Annotated in this window: 13 protein-coding genes and 1 pseudogene; 10 read left to right on the forward strand and 4 right to left on the reverse strand. The window is 45.3% G+C overall.

The window, feature by feature from the left end; all coding sequences use genetic code 11:
* Positions 1 to 101: 101 nt before the first annotated feature.
* From GX441_02660 to GX441_02690, 7 genes and pseudogenes are all read left to right on the forward strand, one after another.
* Positions 102 to 764: pseudogene (locus tag GX441_02660) on the forward strand (HNH endonuclease).
* A gap of 470 nt (positions 765 to 1234) precedes the next feature.
* Positions 1235 to 3043: a glutamine--fructose-6-phosphate transaminase (isomerizing) gene (gene glmS / locus GX441_02665; GenBank protein NLI97545.1), complete on the forward strand. Its 1809-nt coding sequence runs from the start codon at positions 1235 to 1237 to the stop codon at positions 3041 to 3043.
* A 110-nt stretch (positions 3044 to 3153) separates the two neighbouring features.
* Positions 3154 to 5991 carry a BamA/TamA family outer membrane protein gene (locus GX441_02670; protein NLI97546.1) on the forward strand — a complete coding sequence of 946 codons (2838 nt, stop codon included), beginning with the start codon at positions 3154 to 3156 and terminating at the stop codon, positions 5989 to 5991.
* A 2-nt stretch (positions 5992 to 5993) separates the two neighbouring features.
* Positions 5994 to 7193, forward strand: a complete 1200-nt coding sequence (locus tag GX441_02675; protein NLI97547.1) for a hypothetical protein — start codon at positions 5994 to 5996, stop codon at positions 7191 to 7193.
* Complete coding sequence (locus tag GX441_02680) at positions 7190 to 8689, forward strand: glycosyltransferase (GenBank protein NLI97548.1); 1500 nt, start codon at positions 7190 to 7192, stop codon at positions 8687 to 8689. The genes GX441_02675 and GX441_02680 overlap by 4 nt, the downstream gene beginning before the upstream one ends.
* Positions 8690 to 8773: 84 nt before the next feature.
* Positions 8774 to 12625 carry a T9SS type A sorting domain-containing protein gene (locus GX441_02685; protein ID NLI97549.1) on the forward strand — a complete coding sequence of 1284 codons (3852 nt, stop codon included), beginning with the start codon at positions 8774 to 8776 and terminating at the stop codon, positions 12623 to 12625.
* Positions 12626 to 12674: 49 nt separating this feature from the next.
* The gene (locus GX441_02690) at positions 12675 to 13424 is read left to right on the forward strand and encodes a hypothetical protein (protein NLI97550.1); all 750 of its coding nucleotides are present in this window, start codon (positions 12675 to 12677) and stop codon (positions 13422 to 13424) included.
* A gap of 34 nt (positions 13425 to 13458) precedes the next feature.
* On the opposite strand, the gene GX441_02695 is transcribed toward GX441_02690, so the two are convergent.
* The 4 genes from GX441_02695 to GX441_02710 form a co-directional block, all read right to left on the reverse strand.
* Positions 13459 to 13926, reverse strand: a complete 468-nt coding sequence (locus GX441_02695; protein ID NLI97551.1) for a hypothetical protein — start codon at positions 13924 to 13926, stop codon at positions 13459 to 13461.
* 267 nt (positions 13927 to 14193) lie between these two features.
* A complete protein-coding gene (gene uvrB / locus GX441_02700; GenBank protein NLI97552.1) occupies positions 14194 to 16203 on the reverse strand; it encodes an excinuclease ABC subunit UvrB in 2010 nt (669 codons plus the stop codon).
* Positions 16200 to 16394: a type II toxin-antitoxin system HicA family toxin gene (locus tag GX441_02705; GenBank protein ID NLI97553.1), complete on the reverse strand. Its 195-nt coding sequence runs from the start codon at positions 16392 to 16394 to the stop codon at positions 16200 to 16202. The genes uvrB and GX441_02705 overlap by 4 nt, the downstream gene beginning before the upstream one ends.
* A gap of 28 nt (positions 16395 to 16422) precedes the next feature.
* Positions 16423 to 16647 carry a type II toxin-antitoxin system HicB family antitoxin gene (locus GX441_02710; protein NLI97554.1) on the reverse strand — a complete coding sequence of 75 codons (225 nt, stop codon included), beginning with the start codon at positions 16645 to 16647 and terminating at the stop codon, positions 16423 to 16425.
* A gap of 71 nt (positions 16648 to 16718) precedes the next feature.
* Here GX441_02710 and nadC point away from each other — a divergent pair, with 71 nt between their 5' ends.
* The 3 genes from nadC to pgeF are packed head-to-tail and all read left to right on the forward strand — an operon-like array spanning position 16719 to position 20068.
* On the forward strand, positions 16719 to 17579 hold the full coding sequence (gene nadC / locus GX441_02715) for a carboxylating nicotinate-nucleotide diphosphorylase (GenBank protein NLI97555.1): 861 nt from the start codon (positions 16719 to 16721) through the stop codon (positions 17577 to 17579).
* A gap of 9 nt (positions 17580 to 17588) precedes the next feature.
* A complete protein-coding gene (gene recJ / locus GX441_02720) occupies positions 17589 to 19316 on the forward strand; it encodes a single-stranded-DNA-specific exonuclease RecJ (GenBank protein ID NLI97556.1) in 1728 nt (575 codons plus the stop codon).
* Complete coding sequence (gene pgeF / locus GX441_02725) at positions 19316 to 20068, forward strand: peptidoglycan editing factor PgeF (protein ID NLI97557.1); 753 nt, start codon at positions 19316 to 19318, stop codon at positions 20066 to 20068. Before recJ ends, pgeF begins: the two co-directional genes overlap by 1 nt.
* Positions 20069 to 20092 lie beyond the last annotated feature (24 nt).

Raw genomic sequence — 20092 nt, forward strand, 5'->3', positions numbered from 1 at the left:
TTGAGAAAGTGCCGTGAGATCGCCACGGTCGCCTTCGGCTTCCTCGCGATGACAAAACTGTTTACTTGACAAGACAACTTAGATGTGTAGCCTCTCTTTAAATGCCCGAATTTACATACGACTTGAGCGCAAAGAAAGTTAAGCTTACTGATGCCGAATTACTATCCTCATTGGAAGGGTTTGCGGAAGAAGTGGATTTTAGATATTTTCCGACAACTGAATACGATAGGTGGAAAACCAAGATAGCAACTTCAAACACGATTGTAAAGCGATTCGGGTCATGGAACAAAGCCCTTCGCATTATCGGAATTGAAGGTGGTCATGAACGTAGATATACACCTGAGGAACTTATTGAAAACTTAGAAGTTGTGTGGAAAGAATTAGGCTATCCACCAGGGAAAAGAAGGTTAAGTAAATATGGTTTGAAGATTTCGGAAACCCCGTATAAGAAGATTTGGGGAAGTATTAAGTCTGCATGTGAGTTCATATATAGGTATCATGAAGGCAAAATCTCCCGCGAAGAACTTCTTAAAGATAATATTGAGAAAGTTAATAGAGATTCGATACCTTTGAAAGTAAGATGGGAAGTGCTTAAAAGGGACAATTACAAGTGCGCGATGTGCGGATAAAGTCCTGCAAAGACTAATGACATTGAACTAGAAATAGACCATATTATTCCTGTTGCTAAAGGTGGCACTAATGATATTGATAATTTACAGACTTTGTGCCGGAAGTGCAACCAAGGGAAGAAAGATAGGATGTGACTTCCGTAGGGGTCGACCTTCAGGTCGGCCCGAAAAGAATCACGAAATTGCTCCCTACGTTCGCCCTGCGGAGCTTCGGATGCTCGAAACATCCTCGCAATGACTTTTATTCTCCTCCCCCTTGATGGGGGAGGCTGGGAGGATGTGAAACTCAAGAGCAGTTAAAAGTTTGGCTCACCGCCCCCTACCCCCCTTCAAAGGGGGGCGAATTTCTCCCCCTGACGCGCAGCGTCAAACCTGGTCACGAAGCATTAAACCGGACTCGTGCGGGGTCTTATGAGGGGACTTTGTACAGTTTTTGACCAGCTTTTGGGTAGCTTTTGACCATCTTTTGTCCAGTTTTTGTCCATAAAACGTGACCACGTTTTGGCATACGAATTCCAAGATTCGTGCTACGAAACCGGCGGTCGGGAATTTAGCAGAATTTGGCTGCCTTGACAACCGCTCCGGGCTAGTTATCATTAAACCCAATGTGTGGATTCTTTGCAATCTCCTTTAATAAAGAGCGCGCGGATCTTGGTCAGATTCTATATCGAGCAGGTACGCGTCTTGCATATCGCGGCTACGATACAGCCGGTGTCGCTACAATCTCTGAGAGCGGTCAGCTTGACCTTCGTAAGGACGCAGGCGAGGTCGAAGAGCTGAACGAGATTCTTGGATTCTCGCATATGACCGGCCAGCGCGGCATCATTCAGCTGCGCTGGGCTACATTCGGCTTTCCCAATAAGGAAAATTCCCAGCCCCATCACGACTGTAAACGCTTCATAGTCGGAGCGCACAACGGCAACATAATAAATACCAGGAACTTGCGCGAGGAGTTATCTTCCGCCGGTCACAATCTTGCAGGCGAAAACGACGGCGAAGTAATCCTTCACCTTCTTGAGTCTCCGTTCTATGAAACGAAAAACCTGAGACAGGCGGCACGCGAGGCGTCTTCGAGAATAAAAGGAGCCTATGCCTACGTCGCCACGACGCTCGACGGCGACGGGTTCGTCTCAGTAAAAAGCGGTTCATCCCTTTTCTTCGGCATAGGCGAAGGCTTCCGCTGCGTTTCGAGCGACCTCATTGCAATTCTCGACCTCACGCGCAACGTCATGCAGCTTCAAGATGGGGAGCTTATTCATTTTACATCCGACAATCACGCCGTTTACGATCTTCACAACGTGGATATCCCTCTAAACAGGGAAAGCGAAATACTGACCCTTACTCCGGAGGAGGTTTCGAAGGGTGACTTTCCGCACTTCATGCTTAAGGAGATTCACGAGATTCCATCCAAGGCGCAGGAAGTCATTCGGTATCTTCCCAAGGCTGAGCACACATCCACTGTAGTAGAAAAAATTACAAGCGCCAGACGCGTTTTCTTTGTGGGCGCGGGCTCTTCTCATTTCGCTGGACTACTTGGTTCATTTTACTTCGGTCGGCTTGCCAAGATACCTGTGACCGCGTCTTTCGGATCGGAGTTTCTCGAAAAATACCCGGATTGCGTGGGTGAAAAGGACGTCGTTCTTTTGATCTCCCAAAGCGGGGAAACGAAAGATATTAAAAATGTACTTGATGTAATCGAGAATCGAACGCAGGTTATCTCTCTCGTTAACAACATAGGCTCCACACTTGCCATGCGTTCAACATATGTCGTCCCGATTGCTTCCGATCTGGAGATAGCGGTTCCGGCAACTAAGACTTACGTGAACCAGGTCATAGCGCTTCTCTATCTTGCTCTAAGAGCGGCACAGCTTAAGGGCGGGAACGGGCTTTCCGCGAGGGAGTTTCTTACGCTTCCAGGTCTTTTGCAGAGGGTTCTTCAAAACGAGAGCAAGGTCGCATCGTTCGCGGACGAATTATCCTTGTGGCCTGATGCATACTATCTCGGATACGGGATGAGCTATCCTGTCGTGATGGAAGGAGCGTTGAAGATGAAGGAGATAACATACCTTCACGTAGAGGGTATGTACTCAGGAGAGTTCAAGCACGGACCTATCTCCAGGCTTGAAGAAGGCTATCCAGTGCTTTTCGTGGCTTCAGCTCCTGAAAAATACTACATACTTTCTCACGTGAATGAAGTCAGAACGCGCAAGGGGAGGGTCTTAACAATTGGTCCAAGCGATCCGGAACTCGAAGCAGACAGCGATTTGTACTTTCAGCTTCCGGACGCGAGCCCTGTACTTATGCCCATACTTGCCACGGTACCTTTGTATATGATTGCCTATAGAACCGCCGTCGGAAAGGGCTGCAATCCTGACAGACCGCGTAATATCTCCAAGACGATTACGGTCGATTAATTAAAGTATGGATGAAATAGGACTCGGCATCAAGAAAAAAATCCAAAAGATTTATTATCCTAAAAGTTTGAAAAATATGATTTTTATCAGCAGAAAATTCGGAGGAAATCATGTGGTCTAGACGAATACGGGTTATGGTTTGTATTGTGGGGATTGCTCTTCCGCTCTTTGGGCAGTATTACTACGAGAAAAACAAGATTCAGCGTGAGGTAACCCCTACTTATACCTATGAAACAGAGCATTTTTCCGTCTATGTAGAAGAGGGCGGAGAACAACTTGCGCATTTTTCAGGAGATATACTTGAAGAAGCCTACAAAAGCCATTCTGCGGATTTCGGGTTCGGCCTTGAAGTCAAAATCCCTGTTATCATTTACAAATCCCAGCCCGACTTTGCATCTACAAATATAATCCTTGAACCTATTGAGGAGGCTGTCGGCGGTTTCTCGGAAACGTTCAAGAATCGCATTGTTGTTCCTTTCTCTGGTTCGTATTCCGAACTCAGGCAAGTTCTTCAGCACGAGCTTGCTCATATTTTTCAGTTCGAGCTGTATTACTCCCTGACGCTCTCGAATCTTTTCGCCATAATACCCGGATTTACTCCGCCTTTATGGATTATGGAAGGTTCAGCCGAGTTTAGTTCATCTCACGGCGGCGATGAAGAGGACGCATTCATGAGAGATCTACTGCTTAACAACAACATAATACCCCTCGAGGAACTCGAATACTGGGGAGGGTATCTTGTTTACAGGCAGGGTGAGTCTGTCTTTCTTTTCATTGAGGACCGTTACGGTCGCAAGAAGGTTTTCGAGCTTCTTAACGAGCTTCAGATAAGACGTGGGATGGATGCGGCTTTCGAGAAGGTCTTTGGAATGAACGTTAAGGATTTAGGCAAAGAGTGGATGAATTGGCTGAGAATGCGCTACTGGCCTGAGGTTGCGAGGCTGGATAAGAGAGGAATCCAGGCAAGGCTTTTGACCGATCACGCGAAGGATTTTTCCTACTACAATGGAAGCGTCGCTATCTCATCGACAGGTGCGAAAATAGCTTATGCGTCGAGTAAGGATGACTATATTACTATAAACGTCATCAGCGGGTTTGACGGAAAGCCCTTGAAGAAACTCCTCAGGGCAGGACAGTCGGCCACGTTCGAACGCCTCCCTCTGCTTCGAAGAAATATGGCATGGTCACCGGATGAATCAAATCTGGCCGTAATCGGTTTTTCAAAGGAGAAGCCTGTACTTTTGATGATTGATTATTCAGACGCCAAGGTAAAGAAGCGCTTTAAACTGAAGGTTGACGATGCTCATTCACCCGTTGTTTCATCGGACGGCAGCCAGGTCGTTTTTGTGGGCATAAATGAAGGTGAAAGCGATCTCTACTCAGTCAATCTTACTTCGGGAAAAGTCGACCGTCTAACCTTCGATGCATATGAAGAAAAGGACCCTTCCTTTTCAGGCGATACCGTGATTTTCATCTCCGACAGGCCGGACAGGGACAGTGTCTGGACAATCGGAAGCTACTCCTTATTTGAGCTGTCGCCGTCAGGCAGGATTAAAAGGATATCCCCAAGATACGCTAATCTCTCCTCTCCCCATGTCGTTAACGGAGATTTATTCTTTGTAGGAGCAGGTTTCCAGCTTTACAGAATCGCGGCAGGCGATTCCACATCGGTCAAGCTTACCGACTGGTTCGACAAGATAGAGGAATTTTCTCCTGCGGCTTCGGGTAAAGCCGCATTTCTTCTGTACAACAATTCAGGATGGGACGTTGCGGTCCTCAACGGCACTATAGGAGGGCTTGAACCAGTTAAGGATACTTTCAAGGTAGAGGATCAGCAAGATCATGCCTTGATGGCTTATTCTAACGAAGATATTACTACGGAAGATCTTACACCCTACAAACCAAGATTTTCTGCCGACTACATCTACGGTACAGGCGCATACTCCTCTCTGTACGGCGCTCAGGGAAGCTTCAGCCTGGGGATAAGCGATATGCTTGGCGATCACAGGATATATGTAGATGCCGAACTTTACGGAGACATTCTCTATTCGGATATTGCCGTTACTTACTGGAACTTCAAGAGAAGAATAGACTGGGCTTTCGGCGGGTATCAGCTCGCCGATTTCTACATGTACTGGGTATCGAATACCACGTTCGACTATATCAAGAGCGCAAGAAGAGGGGCAAGCGCATTGGTATCCTTCCCTTTCAATAAGTTTTTCAGGCTGGAAACAGGGCTTGACGGAATGGCGGTAACCAATCATGAATACTACGGATGCTATTACGACAGCCTAGGCCAGTTATACTGTCAATACGATACAACATACACATATCCGCTGTTCCAAGGGACTGGCGCACTTGTATTCGACAATGCGCTCTGGAAATATTCCACACCGATGAGGGGCTTGAGACTGCGGCTCGAGGGTTATACTTCTTTTCTTTCTCCAAAGATATTTCAGACGACCTTCGCCGACCTGAGGGGGTACCTGGCTGTCACTCCAAAGGCATCTTTTGCGCTCAGGACGGTTGCAGGAGCAAGCTTCGGCGATGATCACGAATGGTTCGGACTCGGCGGTCCCTACGATGTCAGGGGATACAATCCATACCTGCCTTCAGTGGGTTCCAAGGTTCTCTTCTCCAACCTGGAACTTAGAGTTCCTTTTGTTGATTTGCTGAAATTGTCATTCCCGCTTCCTTTGAGGTTGAGCGACTTAAGGGGAGTAGTGTTCACGGATGCAGGCTTTGCGTGGGATGAGGAACCGCCCGTTCTCTGGGATTCGAATGGACGCCTGGTTGATCTTAAGGCGAGTTTTGGCGCAGGCCTAAGATATCTTCTTGGCTACTGGATGCTTAAGCTCGATTTTGCAAGGCCTTACCAAAAAGAGGACCCCGCTCTTACGGGCTGGGATGTCTGGCGCGTACACTTCAGGATAGGAGCTGATTTTTGATTGTGGAGAAAACAATTCTGAAGCGGTGGCTTGTTCCTTTCCTTGTTGTTTTTTCCGGTTGTGCATCAGTAGTAAGACCTCCAGAAGGTTTGACTTATGAGCGGATACCATACTATGCATGGGACGGCTTAAAGAATCAGCGTTCATTCAAATTCGACTACAGTATCGGAAGGAAAACACTCGCCTTCTCAGTCGACGGTCACGGTTCAGTAGTCATGCCTGACGCCTTGCGCTTCAAAGGTACCTGGAAACTCGGCGATGAAGAAAAGGTTCTTGATGTTGTAGCCGCAGGCGACTACGAACTCGATAGGGAAGACGGTCAATGGCTTCCACATCAGAGAAGCGAGGAAGCAAGAATCGTAGAACAAGTAGATAGGGTTATTCGGGACGCCCTTCTTACAAGAAATTACAAGGGATTTACTCTTGAATCCGACGAAGGAAGGACTATTAAATTCTCATTCAAGCCGAACATCGCCTATCTTGATCCCGGGTTTCAGAAGAAGTTTTCTGGTGAGTTGTTTGTCGACGGCAGAACGCTTCTTGCAAAGGAAATAAGGGGATTGTCAAATGATTCCGACATTGCATTTAACTTCAAGATACGAGCCGTTAATCAAAGAAGGGGAATCGACATGCCTTACGCTTCGAATTTCAGCGTCTCGTATTCCCTAGAGAATGTGCCTGCGTCCAATGCAAGTCGAGTCATGCACTCGCGTCTTAGAGAACTTGGTCGAAAATCAAAGATACGGGTTTCACAAGATCAGCTTACGGCAACACTAGCCTTGCCTCTTGATGAGGCTCTTGCCCGCAGTATTGCAGGAACGGGCAGGCTCTATATCCTCGGATTGAATCTTGAAGGCGGCGGGGAGCGCATTAATACTCGCGGTCAGGCTACGGATATTTTCTACATCCAGGATACTGTAGCCCGGCCGCAGATACGTTCTGCAGGACTTGAATTCGATTCCTTGAGCAGGCCGGTAATCAATATAGCGCTTGCTAAAGCTGAACCCAACTCGCGTGTCTTCGATTATTTAGGTATTGTTGTGGATGGCGTTTTATACGAAGTAATTCCGATTGACACCAAGATGGATTTCGTTAGAATTGCGAATGTGTCGACATATCAGGAGGCCTTAGCCCTTATTGTGAAACTCAGAAAACCCATGAAAGGCAGTATGACTTTTTTAAATGAGGTGAAGCTTAGATGAAGTTCGATTTGGTGCTTGCTCTCTATGCCGTGGTAATGATTGTTCTTACCGTTTACGCTCTCCATGCTTGGATAATGTTTATTTACTATCTTCGTGCGCGGCGCAGGGATAGACCAAGCGTTGAGGCATCTTCAGACTTTCCATTGGTCTGCATACAGCTTCCGATGTACAATGAAAAATACGTTGTTGAGCGGCTTCTCGAACAGGTGACAAAGATGGACTGGCCTCGTTCTAAACTTGAGATACAGGTTCTTGACGATTCAACAGACGAGACAACTGACATATGTCGACGTGCGGTGGATAAATACAAAGCGGAAGGGTTCAAGATTAAACTCTTGCATCGTATTGACAGAAAGGGCTACAAGGGAGGTGCGCTGACTGCAGGTCTTTCAAAGACAAAAGCTAAGTACGTAGCTGTTTTTGACGCCGACTTTCTTCCTGCTGAGAGCTTCCTCAAAAAAACCATTCCTTTCTTCAAGGATTCTAATGTGGCGGTGGTTCAGTCCCGCTGGGAGCATCTAAATTACGATTATTCAATACTCACAAGAGCGCAAGCCATTCTGCTCGATCAGCATTTTGCCGTGGAACAAGATATGCGTTGTCGTTACAAGCATTTCATGACCTTTAACGGAACCGCAGGCGTCTGGCGCAAGAAGGCAATAGAGGATGCAGGAGGCTGGGATGGCGACTGTCTGGCTGAAGATGTCGATTTGAGTTTCAGGGCTCAGCTTAAAGGTTGGAAGTTTATTTATATTAACGACTTGAGAAGCCCATCCGAGTTGCCTGTTGACGTTGCAGGCTTCAAATCTCAGCAGTTTCGCTGGGCAAAAGGAACCATACAGGCAGGCCGTAAGCTTCTGCCGGATATCCTTACGAGCAAATTGGGGCTTATAGGAAAGTTCGAGGCTGTAATGCATCTGACAGCGCATCTTGTATATCCTATGATGTTCCTTCTGGCTATTTTGACATTACCCCTGCTTCTCGTACGCAATTCAGGGATCGATTACAGGCCCTACTTCGCTTTTATGAGCGTTTTTTCGATAGGCGGTTTACCTTATTTTGGATTATACCTGCTTGCCCAAAAGGATTCCTATAAGAACTGGAAATCTAGAATCCTTGCTATTCCGCTTGTTGTTTCAACGGTTATGGCGCTTTCAGTCAACAATACCCTTGCAGTCATCGAGGGTTTTTTAGGCAAGGCTTCCGAGTTTGTCCGCACCCCGAAGTATAACATCAAGGATCGTAACAACGCTCAAAGCCGCAAATCTTATAAGACCAAACTAGGTATCTCGACTTTCATAGAGCTCATTCTGGGGCTATATCTCGCTGCAACGGCGGTATATGCCTTGCTTACACTCCAGTTTGCTATTCTACCCTTTATAATCCTTTATTCCTTAGGGTTTCTTTCCTTCAGTTTTTCGTCTATAACAGCGGCACTTAGAAGGGAGACGGTTGGAGTTGCGGAGCCTTTGTATGATAAAGCAAAAATCGAATGAATTCTACCTTGTATCGATAAAACCACTCCTTATAATCCAGAGAACGATTGTTGACGAATTCGATATTAATTCCGTCCCATAATAATGGCTTTTCTGAAAAGACTATTGACAAAAATCAAGAAAGCCGAAGGGAGTAAGATGAGAAGGATTACAACAATTTTGTTGTTCTACGCAACAACGGCAGCTATTGCTGCACCTCAAGTAGTTAGCCAGACTCCTGGCGGAGTCGAAATCAAACTATCAGATAGCCGGGAAATAAATCTACTGCAGTCGCATTCGCGCATAAACCTCAAAGAAGTATACCCTGATGCGGAGATGATAGGCCTACCGGGCGGTCCGGCGCTCCCGCGATACAGATTGCTTGTGGGCCTACCTCCAGAGGGCGAGGTAAATTTCAACTACTCAATAGGTTCTCGCAGGGAGCTGGATGGAGTTGAGCTTGAAACCTACACCATGCCTGGAATTGGTCCTGCAGTCAAAGACAACGCCGGCTGGGCTGATACCCTGACCCCCATAGCTTACTATGTGACCAGGTGGCGAGATTATCGAATCGCGGTTGTTGAAATAACACCACTCAGATACTTTTCAAAAGACCGCCGGCTTGTTATCCTGTACGATATAGACATCAACATCTCCTTTGGAGCAAATGCAGGAATGTCTCGTTTCGAGGAAGACCAGTTTGATGAAATCTACAAGGGTGCGATTGCAAACTATGAACAGGTCAAGTCAGAGAAAATAAAATCTGCAGCTGAAATCAATAACCCGTTTTCAGAGTCCGGCAATTGGATAAAAATAACCGTGCCTGAGGATGGCGTTTATAAAATCGGGTTCACGGAATTAAGAAAAGCAGGGGTAGATCCTTCAAAGATAGACCCTTCTAGCCTCAAGATTCTTTATCCCCGCAAGAGTTCGCCTGAAGAACCATTCCCCGATACTCTTTCAGAGCTGCCTTGTTTTGTTCATGGAGAAGGTGACGGAAGGTTCGATCGTTCCGATTTCATGATTTTCTTCGGGCAGGGTGCCAATCACTGGAATTACACCGAGCGCAAATTCGAAGTAAATCCTTATGTAAAGGAAAATGTATATTGGCTGACCTGGGGAACCGGAAAAGGAAGTAGGATTAAAACCCGGCCTGCATACGTCTCAGAAGATGCCCCTTTGACATCTGCGAAAAGCGTCCTTCACTTTGAGGAAGACAAGGAATGCCCGGCTCGTTCAGGATTTCTTTGGTTGTGGAAGAGCATGCAGAAGAACACATCCATTCTGCGTGACAGCTTTACGCTTAGTCTTGAAGGAATCACTAAAATCGACACATTCACTTTCAGGGCTTATGCAGATTCTGCAGGAGGGGGGTTCCGGTTGCTGGTCGGATCAGATACTCTTGATTATCGTCCCCTTATAACGAACGGCGTGATATCGGATCCGGATTACTCGGTTTCAAATCCGGAGATAGAACCTAGTGATCGGTGGAATCTCATAGTTGAATTTTTCGGAGATGGCTACAAGGGATTTTATCCTGATTGGATACGGATTGTTGGTGATAGGAGCTTATCCTTCAACGAGAATCCATACTGGGTAGTAACTGAAGGGGACCAGAACTATCGAATCGATGACTTGAATGCAACACCTTATCTTTTCGATCTCTCCGATCCTCAAGATCCTGTTCTATTAACGGATTGGGAGAATAAAAACAGCCAACTGACATTCAATCCGCGGAGTTCTTCAAGCATCCCTCTCTGGATAGCCGACAACAAAGGTATTAAGACGCCGTCTCTGCTTATGGCTAATCCAGGTACGTTATGGACTGAAGACTGGCGGGTAGATTACATAATCGTTTCGACAGATGAGAATTTTGATGCCGCTAATGAATATAAAGATTACCGCAATGATAATCTGGAGATTAAAGGGGTAGCCGATCCTAAAGTAAAAGCGGTAAACATTGAAGATATTGTTCAGGATTTCGGTTACGGACTTGCCGAGCCTCAGGCTTTAAGACATTTTCTTTCGTACGCGTATTCGAGCGGACTGGCAAGACCGCGCTACGTTCTGCTGCTTGGTGACGGAACATACGATTACAAGAACAATTGGGGGTACGGTTCAAGACCCGAGTATCTTCTTATTCACACTAAAGATTATCTTCTCGATCCCAACGTGTTGACCGGGTCTGGCGCAGCTGAAGACGGCTGGTTTGTTGAATTCGACGACAAAGGCTTTTTCCCTGAAATGTCTGTAAGCCGTATTACGGCTAGAGACAATAACGAAGCCAGGAATATTCTTGACAAGATAAAAAGATACGAATCCTCGCCTAAGGAAGCCTGGTCATCACGTGTTCTCCTTCTTTCAGATGATTTCTACCAGGGAAGCTTGTCTAAGCCGGATGATATTACCAATCACGTTTCGGCTTGTGAGAAACTAGAAGAGCTTTTATATCCCGAGTTCGATCCGGTTAAGGTTTATCTTTCCGACTACTCGTTTGTCGGGGGACTTAAACCTGGCGCCCATGACGCCTTGATGTATGCGCTTGACAAGGGCGCTCTCCTGTGGTTCTATTTCGGACACGGTAAGGGCGATCAGTTAACGCATGAGAAGGTTTTTCTAACAACCGATGTGCCTGCAGTATCAAACGGAAGCAAACTGCCTCTAGCTATGTTCTGCTCATGCGGTATCGGAAGATTCGAAGATACGCGCTGGGAATGCGTTGCAGAAGAACTGGTAAGAAACTCAGAAGGAGCTATTGCATCTATTGCAGCAACCAAAGGTACAGGGCCTACGAACAACGAGAAACTTGCAGATAGTCTTGTCAACACATTCCGGAATCTCAAACATGCCAATCTGGGTGACGTTTTCTTCGCCATTACGCCTATTGACAAGATGTACATTCTTTTTGGTGATCCGGGAACGAGCCTAGTGTTTCCTGAAACGGGATCATTTTCTTCTACGCCGGTTGATTTTACGACCGCAGATACGGCTGAGATTTCCTTCAATTCCAACATGGCAAACGGCAGTTGGTTTGCTTCGGCTTACGGAAGCTGGTTCGAAAAGACCGCCGAAGGTTCATCTCAGACGTACAATCACAAAGGAGAGCTATTGTATTACTCGGAGGGGGCTCTCTCAAGCGGTGAAAAAATCCTTAAGTTTCTCGTACCAACCGGAATCAGGGAAGGCAGCCTGGCTTATTGGTATATATTGTGTGCAACCGATGACTCCCTGAAGGTCTTCAGATATGATTCCCTTGGGGTCTTGGCCGGTTCGTCAACATCTTCTGATCATAAAGGTCCACTTGCCAGCTTCATCGTTAACTCAAAAGAACTCATTGACGGTGATACGGTGCCTTCGTCCTTCACTCTGGAGATTGAGCTCGAGGATCCATCCGGTATTAATCTTACCGGGCTTCCAGGTGTAGGACTTGGTGGCGGAAACCCGTTCAGCATCATGATAAATGACCAAAAAACAGAACTTGCTTCCTATTTCGAGTATGAAACTGAGAGCGGCGAAGCTGCATCTAAGGGTAGGGTAATTCTGCCTGTAGAACTAAGCAGTGAACAAAATAAGCTTATCCTTTATGCGGTTGATAATCTCCGAAATACATCTAAGTACGAGTTGAATGTATTTTCTTCCTCAATCAGTAGTATTGAAATCAAGGATGCGCTCGTATATCCTAACCCGGTATCCTCTTCTGCGGATTTTACCTTTGAAGTAAACGTGGCATCAAAGGTTTCTATTCAGATATTCTCAATCAGTGGAAGACTTCTCAGAAAGCTTCCTGCTGTTTCTTATCCATCAGGATTCAATCTCTATCCATGGGACGGATTGGACGCCCAGGGCAGACCCTTACCTAACGGCGTGTATATTTACCGATTGAGCGCCGAGGGCGAGGATGAAAGGTTTGCAGGATTGCGTACAGCGGTAAACGAAAAGTTTATCGTTATCCGCTAAAACTGAGAAAAAACTCTTGAAAGAGTTAACCTTATGGCTTGAGCCCTGGATGGGCGGAACTCTTCCTGTTTCGAGCATTTTTTACTCATGCGGGAAAAGAGTCATTTCTAACTATATACTTGGCTCCTTAAAACCCTCAGCCAGAGAACGCGCATACATGCGGCTTCTTGTTTTTTTTGAAGAAAAAATACGGGGAATCAAGCGCGCCAAGATAAGCGTCATTCATTCCGATATTACTCTAAAAGATCCAAGGTTTTCATTCGCTCAAAGCGAATCACTTGATTTGCGAGAAGATTTAATCTTCTCATCTTCCTTTGCTGATATTCTCGCGGACCAGACTATTCTCCACGGAGCGCTTGAAGAAGGAGATAAAATGAAACTGATTCTTCAGGCATTATACGGCGCACAACATCTGCTTGGCAATATTGACAAAGCCCGCCGTTTTTTTATTGATGAATGGAATTCTTTAGAAATTGTCAATAATGAACCTTTAGCCGAGTCTATTTCTCCTGACGGAGAACTGTACAGAATGAATTTAAGACCGTCAAAGGAGATAGGCATATCGCCGGCATCATTGTTTGATTGTGTTGTAACTTCAGCTCAAAAAATTACAACTGATAAAGAAAAAAGAAGCAAGAGTCTATCCCATCAATTAGAATCCCAACCGGTACATCTTGATAATTTGGACTCTTTACCACCAAGGCATAGCGCCCCTTATCGCCAAAGAAACAATCCTTCATACCGTGTCATTGATTTTGAACAAATATCCATTCTTTTGAAGAAAACTGGCATTGCATGAGACTGTCAAGAAGAAAGTTATGCCAAAGAAGTAATTAGTGCCACTTTAATTCCCATCGGCATACTTGCCCTCCGTTCTGCCAACGACAGCTTAGTTCCTCAACACAGACTTCCTTTCCGCCCAGCAGCTCGCATCCGCGTTTGAGCCAGGATTTTATTATTACGCAATGAAGGGCTCCACCGTTGTAGTCAGCAAGCTCTAGTAACGCTTTTTTTTGATGTTCATCAAGCACGGCAAGGCGGAATTCGCCTGAATCGTCGTAACGAGGCCATAGATGAGGCGTTCGTCTTAGCGCACTAGGAATTGAAACAAATGCGACAAGCGGTTTAAGAACTCCGCCGAGGTCGACTTCGGCAAGATAACTACCGAGTTCGCCAAGTATTGATTCATCGCCTCCCCCTATTTCACTTACGATATGTTCGTAAATTGACGTAAGATGTTCAAGAGGATACCACAATCTGGATTCGGCTTTTGATAGAGTGTTTGCAGCATCGGGCTGCATTTTAGCCAGAAATAGCTCGAAATCTTCTTCCGAAATCCGTTTCGATATCCAGTTTTTTATTGTTTTGAAAGAGTTACCTCTTGTACTTGCGATTAATGCCTCCTATAAAGACGTAAGAATACTAAAAAGCAAGCTATTTGTCAAGGTAAAGAATTACTTGTTTGATTTTTTCTTAACAACATCGAAGTAAAACTTAATATGATCCTTATAGCGCATGTTAAGTTTATAAATTGCGCTTATAATCAAAAAGCATTATTAAAGATGTCTTTATTTCCCTTTGCTCTTTTTAAGAATCTCTTTGTCTATCTTGAGTCTTAGTTCGTTTATCCTGTCCCTGTAGACGACCGCTTTCTCAAACTCCAGCTGTTCTGCAGCATCCTTCATCAGCTTTTGAAGTTCTGAAATCATTTCAACGCGATCCTCTTCGTTCTTAGGTTCATTGCTTAAGTCTATCTCAGTAGTCTTTCTGCCGTCTGCGACTCCTGTTGTAGCAAGCACCTGTTCTATTGATTTTTTTATGGTCTGGGGAGTTATACCTTTTTCTTCGTTGTATCTTATCTGTTTCTTGCGACGGCGTTCGGATTCGTCAATGGCGGCTTGCATGGATTTTGTTATTTTGTCTCCATAAAGGATAACGAGGCCGTTTACGTTCCTTGCTGCTCGTCCGGCGGTCTGAATCAATGAACGAGCATCGCGCAGGAATCCTTCCTTGTCGGCGTCAAGGACTGCGACGAGTGACACTTCAGGTAAATCAAGACCTTCCCTTAAAAGATTAATGCCTACAAGAATGTCAAAATCACCAAGTCTGAGACCTCTCAGCAGGTCAACACGTTCTATCGCGTTTATCTCAGAATGCATGTAATGAACCTTGAGATTCATTTCAGCAAGATAGGTGGCTAGATCCTCCGCCATTCGTTTTGTAAGTGTCGTAACCAATGTCCTTTCGTTTCTCTCTACCCTTGTACGTATCTCCTCGATGAGATCGTCGACCTGATTTGCAGTTGGTCTTATTACCATTGGAGGATCAACCAATCCTGTAGGTCTTACAACAAGTTCAATCACTCTGTTCTTTGAATTGAGTAGCTCATAATCGCCTGGAGTCGCTGAGGTATAAATTCTCTGACCGGCAAGCTCTTCAAATTCGGAAAATTTGAGAGGTCTGTTATCCAGAGCGGAAGGAAGCCTGAAACCGTGAGTTACAAGATTTTCCTTCCTGATGCGGTCTCCTTTGTACATGCCGTCTATTTGCGGAACTGCAACGTGCGATTCATCAACAATGATAAGATAGTCCTTTGGAAAGTAATCCAAAAGACACCATGGTCTGGAACCAGCCGGCCGTCCCGAAAGGTGTCTTGAATAATTCTCGATTCCTGGACAGTATCCGACTTCCCTGAGCATTTCTATATCATATTTTGTTCTTGTACGCAGGCGCTGGGCTTCCAGGAGCTTACCTTCCTTTTCCAGTTCGCAAACACGCTCCACCATCTCCTCGTGAATCGCCTTTAGGGCGTCCTTAAGAGAGGTTTCTGAAACCATGAAATGCCGGGCAGGAAAAACCATTACGCTTTTGGGTTCATCCTTGATCTTGCCTGATACGGCGTCGAATCTTTTAATTGACGTTATGTCGTCACCAAAGAACTCGACCCTCAGTGCTATGTCTTCGTGAGCGGGCCATATTTCCACCACGTCACCCTTTACTCTGAAGGAGGAACGCTTAAGTTCGTAGTCGTTTCTAGAATACTGCTCACGGACAAGATCAGAAAGGAGTTCGTCTCTATCCAGTTCCTGTCCCACCTTTATCATCTTAACGCGGTCGGCAAACTCTTGTGGTTCGCCAATATTGTATATGCACGATACCGATGCAACTATGATAACGTCTCTTCTTTCAAGTAGTGAAGCGGTAGATCTAAGCCGAAGTCTTTCAATTTCTTCATTAATATCAGCTTCCTTCTCTATGTAAAGGTCGTATTCAGGAACGTACGCTTCGGGCTGATAGTAGTCGTAGTAGGATATGAAGAACTCGACGGCATTCTCCTGAAAGAACTGCCTATATTCACCATAAAGCTGGGCTGCAAGCGTTTTGTTGGGACTCATAACGAGAGTTGGTCTGTTTACTTGTGCAATTACATTTGCCATTACGAACGTTTTACCTGACCCTGTTACACCCAATAGCGTTTGATGTCTTACGCCCTTGTTCAAGCCTTCCACAAGTTGTCCTATAGCTTCTGGTTGGTCACCCTTGGGAACGAGATCTGTAGTTAGTTTGAAGTCTTTCACGAATAGATAAGAGCCAGTATTTCTTCGCGCTTGATGTGCGCCGCTTTTAGTATCGCTTCGACTGTACCTGCAGGCAGATCGCGTCTGTGAAACGGTACCGAAACCCTTGTGTTTTTATCTGTAGAATGCATTATAACGTGGCTTCCAGACTGATGATCTTCATGGAAACCTGCAGTTTTCAGTATGCGCATTATTTCTCTTGATTTCAAGGCTGGGATTTTATTCATCATTCACAGATATCTCTTCAACATAGCAGTTCGAATCGTCGCAAGAAGAGTCACCGTGCTCCTTCAAGCATTTCTTATAGCATTCTATTGCATCCTTGATCATCATTCGCACCTCTTCTATGGTTTCACCGTAGGAAATACATCCATCTAGAGAGGGTACGCAGGCTGTATAACCTCCTTCAGGTTCCTCGCGGATAATCACCTTAAAGCGACTCATATAATAGTATATCTTATCTAGTTATTCCGTCAACCTCTGTTGTTGACCTTTTGCGTAAATAGCTTAGAATAATGAATATGAGTGAACGATCCTTTGATCTTGTGGTCCGTGAAATAGTAAAATGGTCGTTAGCTGAGGACATAGGGACAGGGGATGCAACCACTAATTCCACGATTCCTGAAAAAGCGTCGGCAAGGGCCATAATTTTATGCAAAGAAGACGGAATACTTGCCGGAATTCCGGTAGCTAATGAAACCTTCAGACAGGTAGATCATAACAGTCAAATAACTTTTGACTACAGCGATGGCGATCGAATAAAGAAAGGCAAGCGAATAGCCGAACTGTCCGGATCCGCGCGCGGTATTCTTACAGCTGAACGTACAGCGCTAAATTTCCTCCAGAGGCTTTCAGGAATCGCGACTATTACAGCTCAATTCAGGGATGCAGTCAAGGGCACTAAGGCAAAGATTACGGACACCAGGAAGACCACTCCTGGTCTTAGGGTCCTTGAAAAATATGCTGTTCGTTGCGGGGGAGGGATAAATCACAGGATGGGTCTTTATGATATGATTCTCATTAAAGACAATCATATTGCTGCATGCGGATCGATAACTAATGCAGTTAAAGCCGCAAAAGAAACACAAAGGGGACTCAAGATTGAGGTAGAATGCAAGAGCATTAAGGATGTGAAAGAAGTCATTGGTCTTTCAGATATTGACAGAGTAATGTTCGATAATATGTCTGTAGACAACATCGAACAGGCAGTCAAGATAGTCAACTCCAGAATTGAGACGGAGGCTTCAGGCGGCGTCAACCTGAAGACCGTTCGCGAGATAGCTCTAGCAGGTGTAGATTATATCTCCGTGGGATACATTACTCATTCTGCAAGAGCCCTTGATATCTCGCTTGAAATCGTCTCAATGGAAGGTTAAGGAGTGTCTTTGGCTCGCCTTGGCGAGGCACGTTGGGTATTCGAAGATATACCAGGTGAAAAGATAAAGGATCTGGCAAAACAACTTGGGTTACCTTATTTGCTCGTTGTAGTGCTATGGAAGCGGGGATTAAGAGACGAGATATCCATTAAACGCTTTCTTAATCCTTCGGAGGAGATTCTTCATGATCCGTTTCTTCTTCCCGATATGGAGTCGGCAGTGACAAGGCTTCTTGCCGCTAGAGACAGGAATGAAAAGATTCTCGTTCACGGCGATTATGATACGGATGGAATATCAGGGACTGCTCTTCTTATAAGAGGCTTAGCCCGTCTGGGTTTCAATGCAGGTTTCTATCTTCCTCACAGAATCCGAGACGGATACGGGCTTTCCATAAAATCAATCGAGGAGGCGAAAAGAATAAATGCTTCACTCATTTTGACTGTTGATTGTGGTGTGACTGCGATTGAAGAATCAAGAATCCTTAAAGAAGAGGGATTTGAGCTTGTAATTACCGATCATCACGTACCTTTGGAATCATTGCCTGAAGCTGCGGCTGTTGTTGACCCCAAGAGAAAAGACTCCCGTTATCCCTTCCAGGAGCTTTCAGGAGTGGGCGTCGCTTACAAACTCCTTGCAGCCCTTTCGAGCCAGGTCAAGAATTGCGATTACGATGTCAACGATGATCTGGATTTAGTCGCTTTGGGAACCATTGCAGACGTAGTTCCACTGAAGGAAGAGAACAGGTTTTTTGCTAAATTCGGCCTTGAAAGATTATCAGAATCCGATAAACCGGGTGTATCTTCACTTCTTGAAATAGCAAAAATGAAAGGCAAGGCAGCAACATCTTCAAATGTAGCCTTCGGAATTGCACCGCGCCTTAATGCATCAGGACGAATGGCTGATGGTTTGATGGCTTTAAGGCTTCTTCTTACCGATGAGGAAACTGAGGCAAAAAAACTGGTCACAGAGCTTGATAAGCACAACAATCTTCGCAAACAGACGGAAGATGCAATGCTTGAAGATGCAAGGGTACTCACCGAGAGTATAATGGCTGAACCTTCGACAAAGGTAATAATCTGCAAGAGTCCCGAGTGGCACGAAGGAATACTAGGTATAGTAGCCGCAAGGCTTGTTGATGAGTTTTATCGGCCCGTAATCCTTTTTACTGAAAAGGACGGTGTACTAAAAGGTTCCGCCAGAAGCATTCCCGGGTTTCACATCTTCGAGGCTCTTTACTCAGCCAGGGATACAATCAGTAATTTTGGAGGCCATGAGGCTGCTGCCGGACTTGTTCTGCAACAAACTAGGTTCAAGGCTTTTAATGAATCCATCAACGCTTATGCATCTTCGATTCCTGAAGAGGTGTTCATTCAAAAGTTGAATCTAGATGCGGAGATAGAACTCAGCGATATTGACGATGAAATTCGAAACGGCATCAACAAACTCAGTCCGTTCGGCATAGGAAACCCTGAGCCGTGTTTTATGACAAGAGGCCTCGAGATTGTTGGAAATCCAAGGGTGTTCGGGAAAAATCATCTTGCTTTTACCGTTAGAAAATCAGGCGCGACATTTCCTGTAATGGCTTTTAGAAAGGCTGATCTCATTTTGACTTTAGAACCAGGCAAAAAGGGCGCCTTGGATATAGCATACGAAATAGCCGAGGATAATTACTGGGGGAAGAATACCGTGAAACTTATTGCTAAAGACATTCATCTTAATATACATTCGGAGGAATAATGGAAAAGCGTGCGCCCCAAAAGATCGATTGGGTGATGGTCGAATCAGAGGGATTTCGGTTCTACAATCTTAATCCTGAGGAAGGGATTCATATTTATTTCACAACCAAGACTACGTTTAATGACTCAAATGAGAATGATACGCAAGTTTCAGAGCAAATCAGGGCGCTTGGATTGTCGGACTCCATCGTAACCATGAAACAGACTCACTCCGATACCGTTGTATCGGTTGATTTCCCCCAGGAGATACAAGCCGACGCCTGTTTTACAACCATGACGGGTATTGCTCTGGTCGTCAAAGTAGCAGATTGTGTTCCTATCTTCCTTTGGAGTGAGCTAACAAAACTTATTGGTGTAGTGCATGCCGGATGGCGAGGCACATTATCAAAGATAGTCTTGAGATTTCTTGAAACCGTAGAGGGAGCCTTAAAACTGCCTCCTCACATGATAAAATACTCCCTTGGACCATCTATCGGTAATTGCTGTTATAAGGTTGGTCGCGACGTAATAGAAGCCTACGAAAGGTTGTGGCCGGAATCAAAGAATTTCTTTGAGAAGAAACGTGGGAACACTTATCTTGACTTAAGATCCGCGAATAGATTTCTGCTGAACTCCGTTGGAGCTCTTGAAGCAAAATCTCTTAATCTGTGTACGCACTGTGAGTCAAAGCGGTTCTACTCTTATCGCAGAGATTCCGGAAAGGGAAGGAATATCGGAATAATAATCATGGGTGAAACAAAAGCGTTGACATAGTTGATACTTTTTCTTATTCTTTTA

Source organism: bacterium, from assembly GCA_012517375.1.
Lineage (GTDB): Bacteria > Hydrothermota > Tepidihabitantia > B3-TA06 > B3-TA06 > JAAYVC01.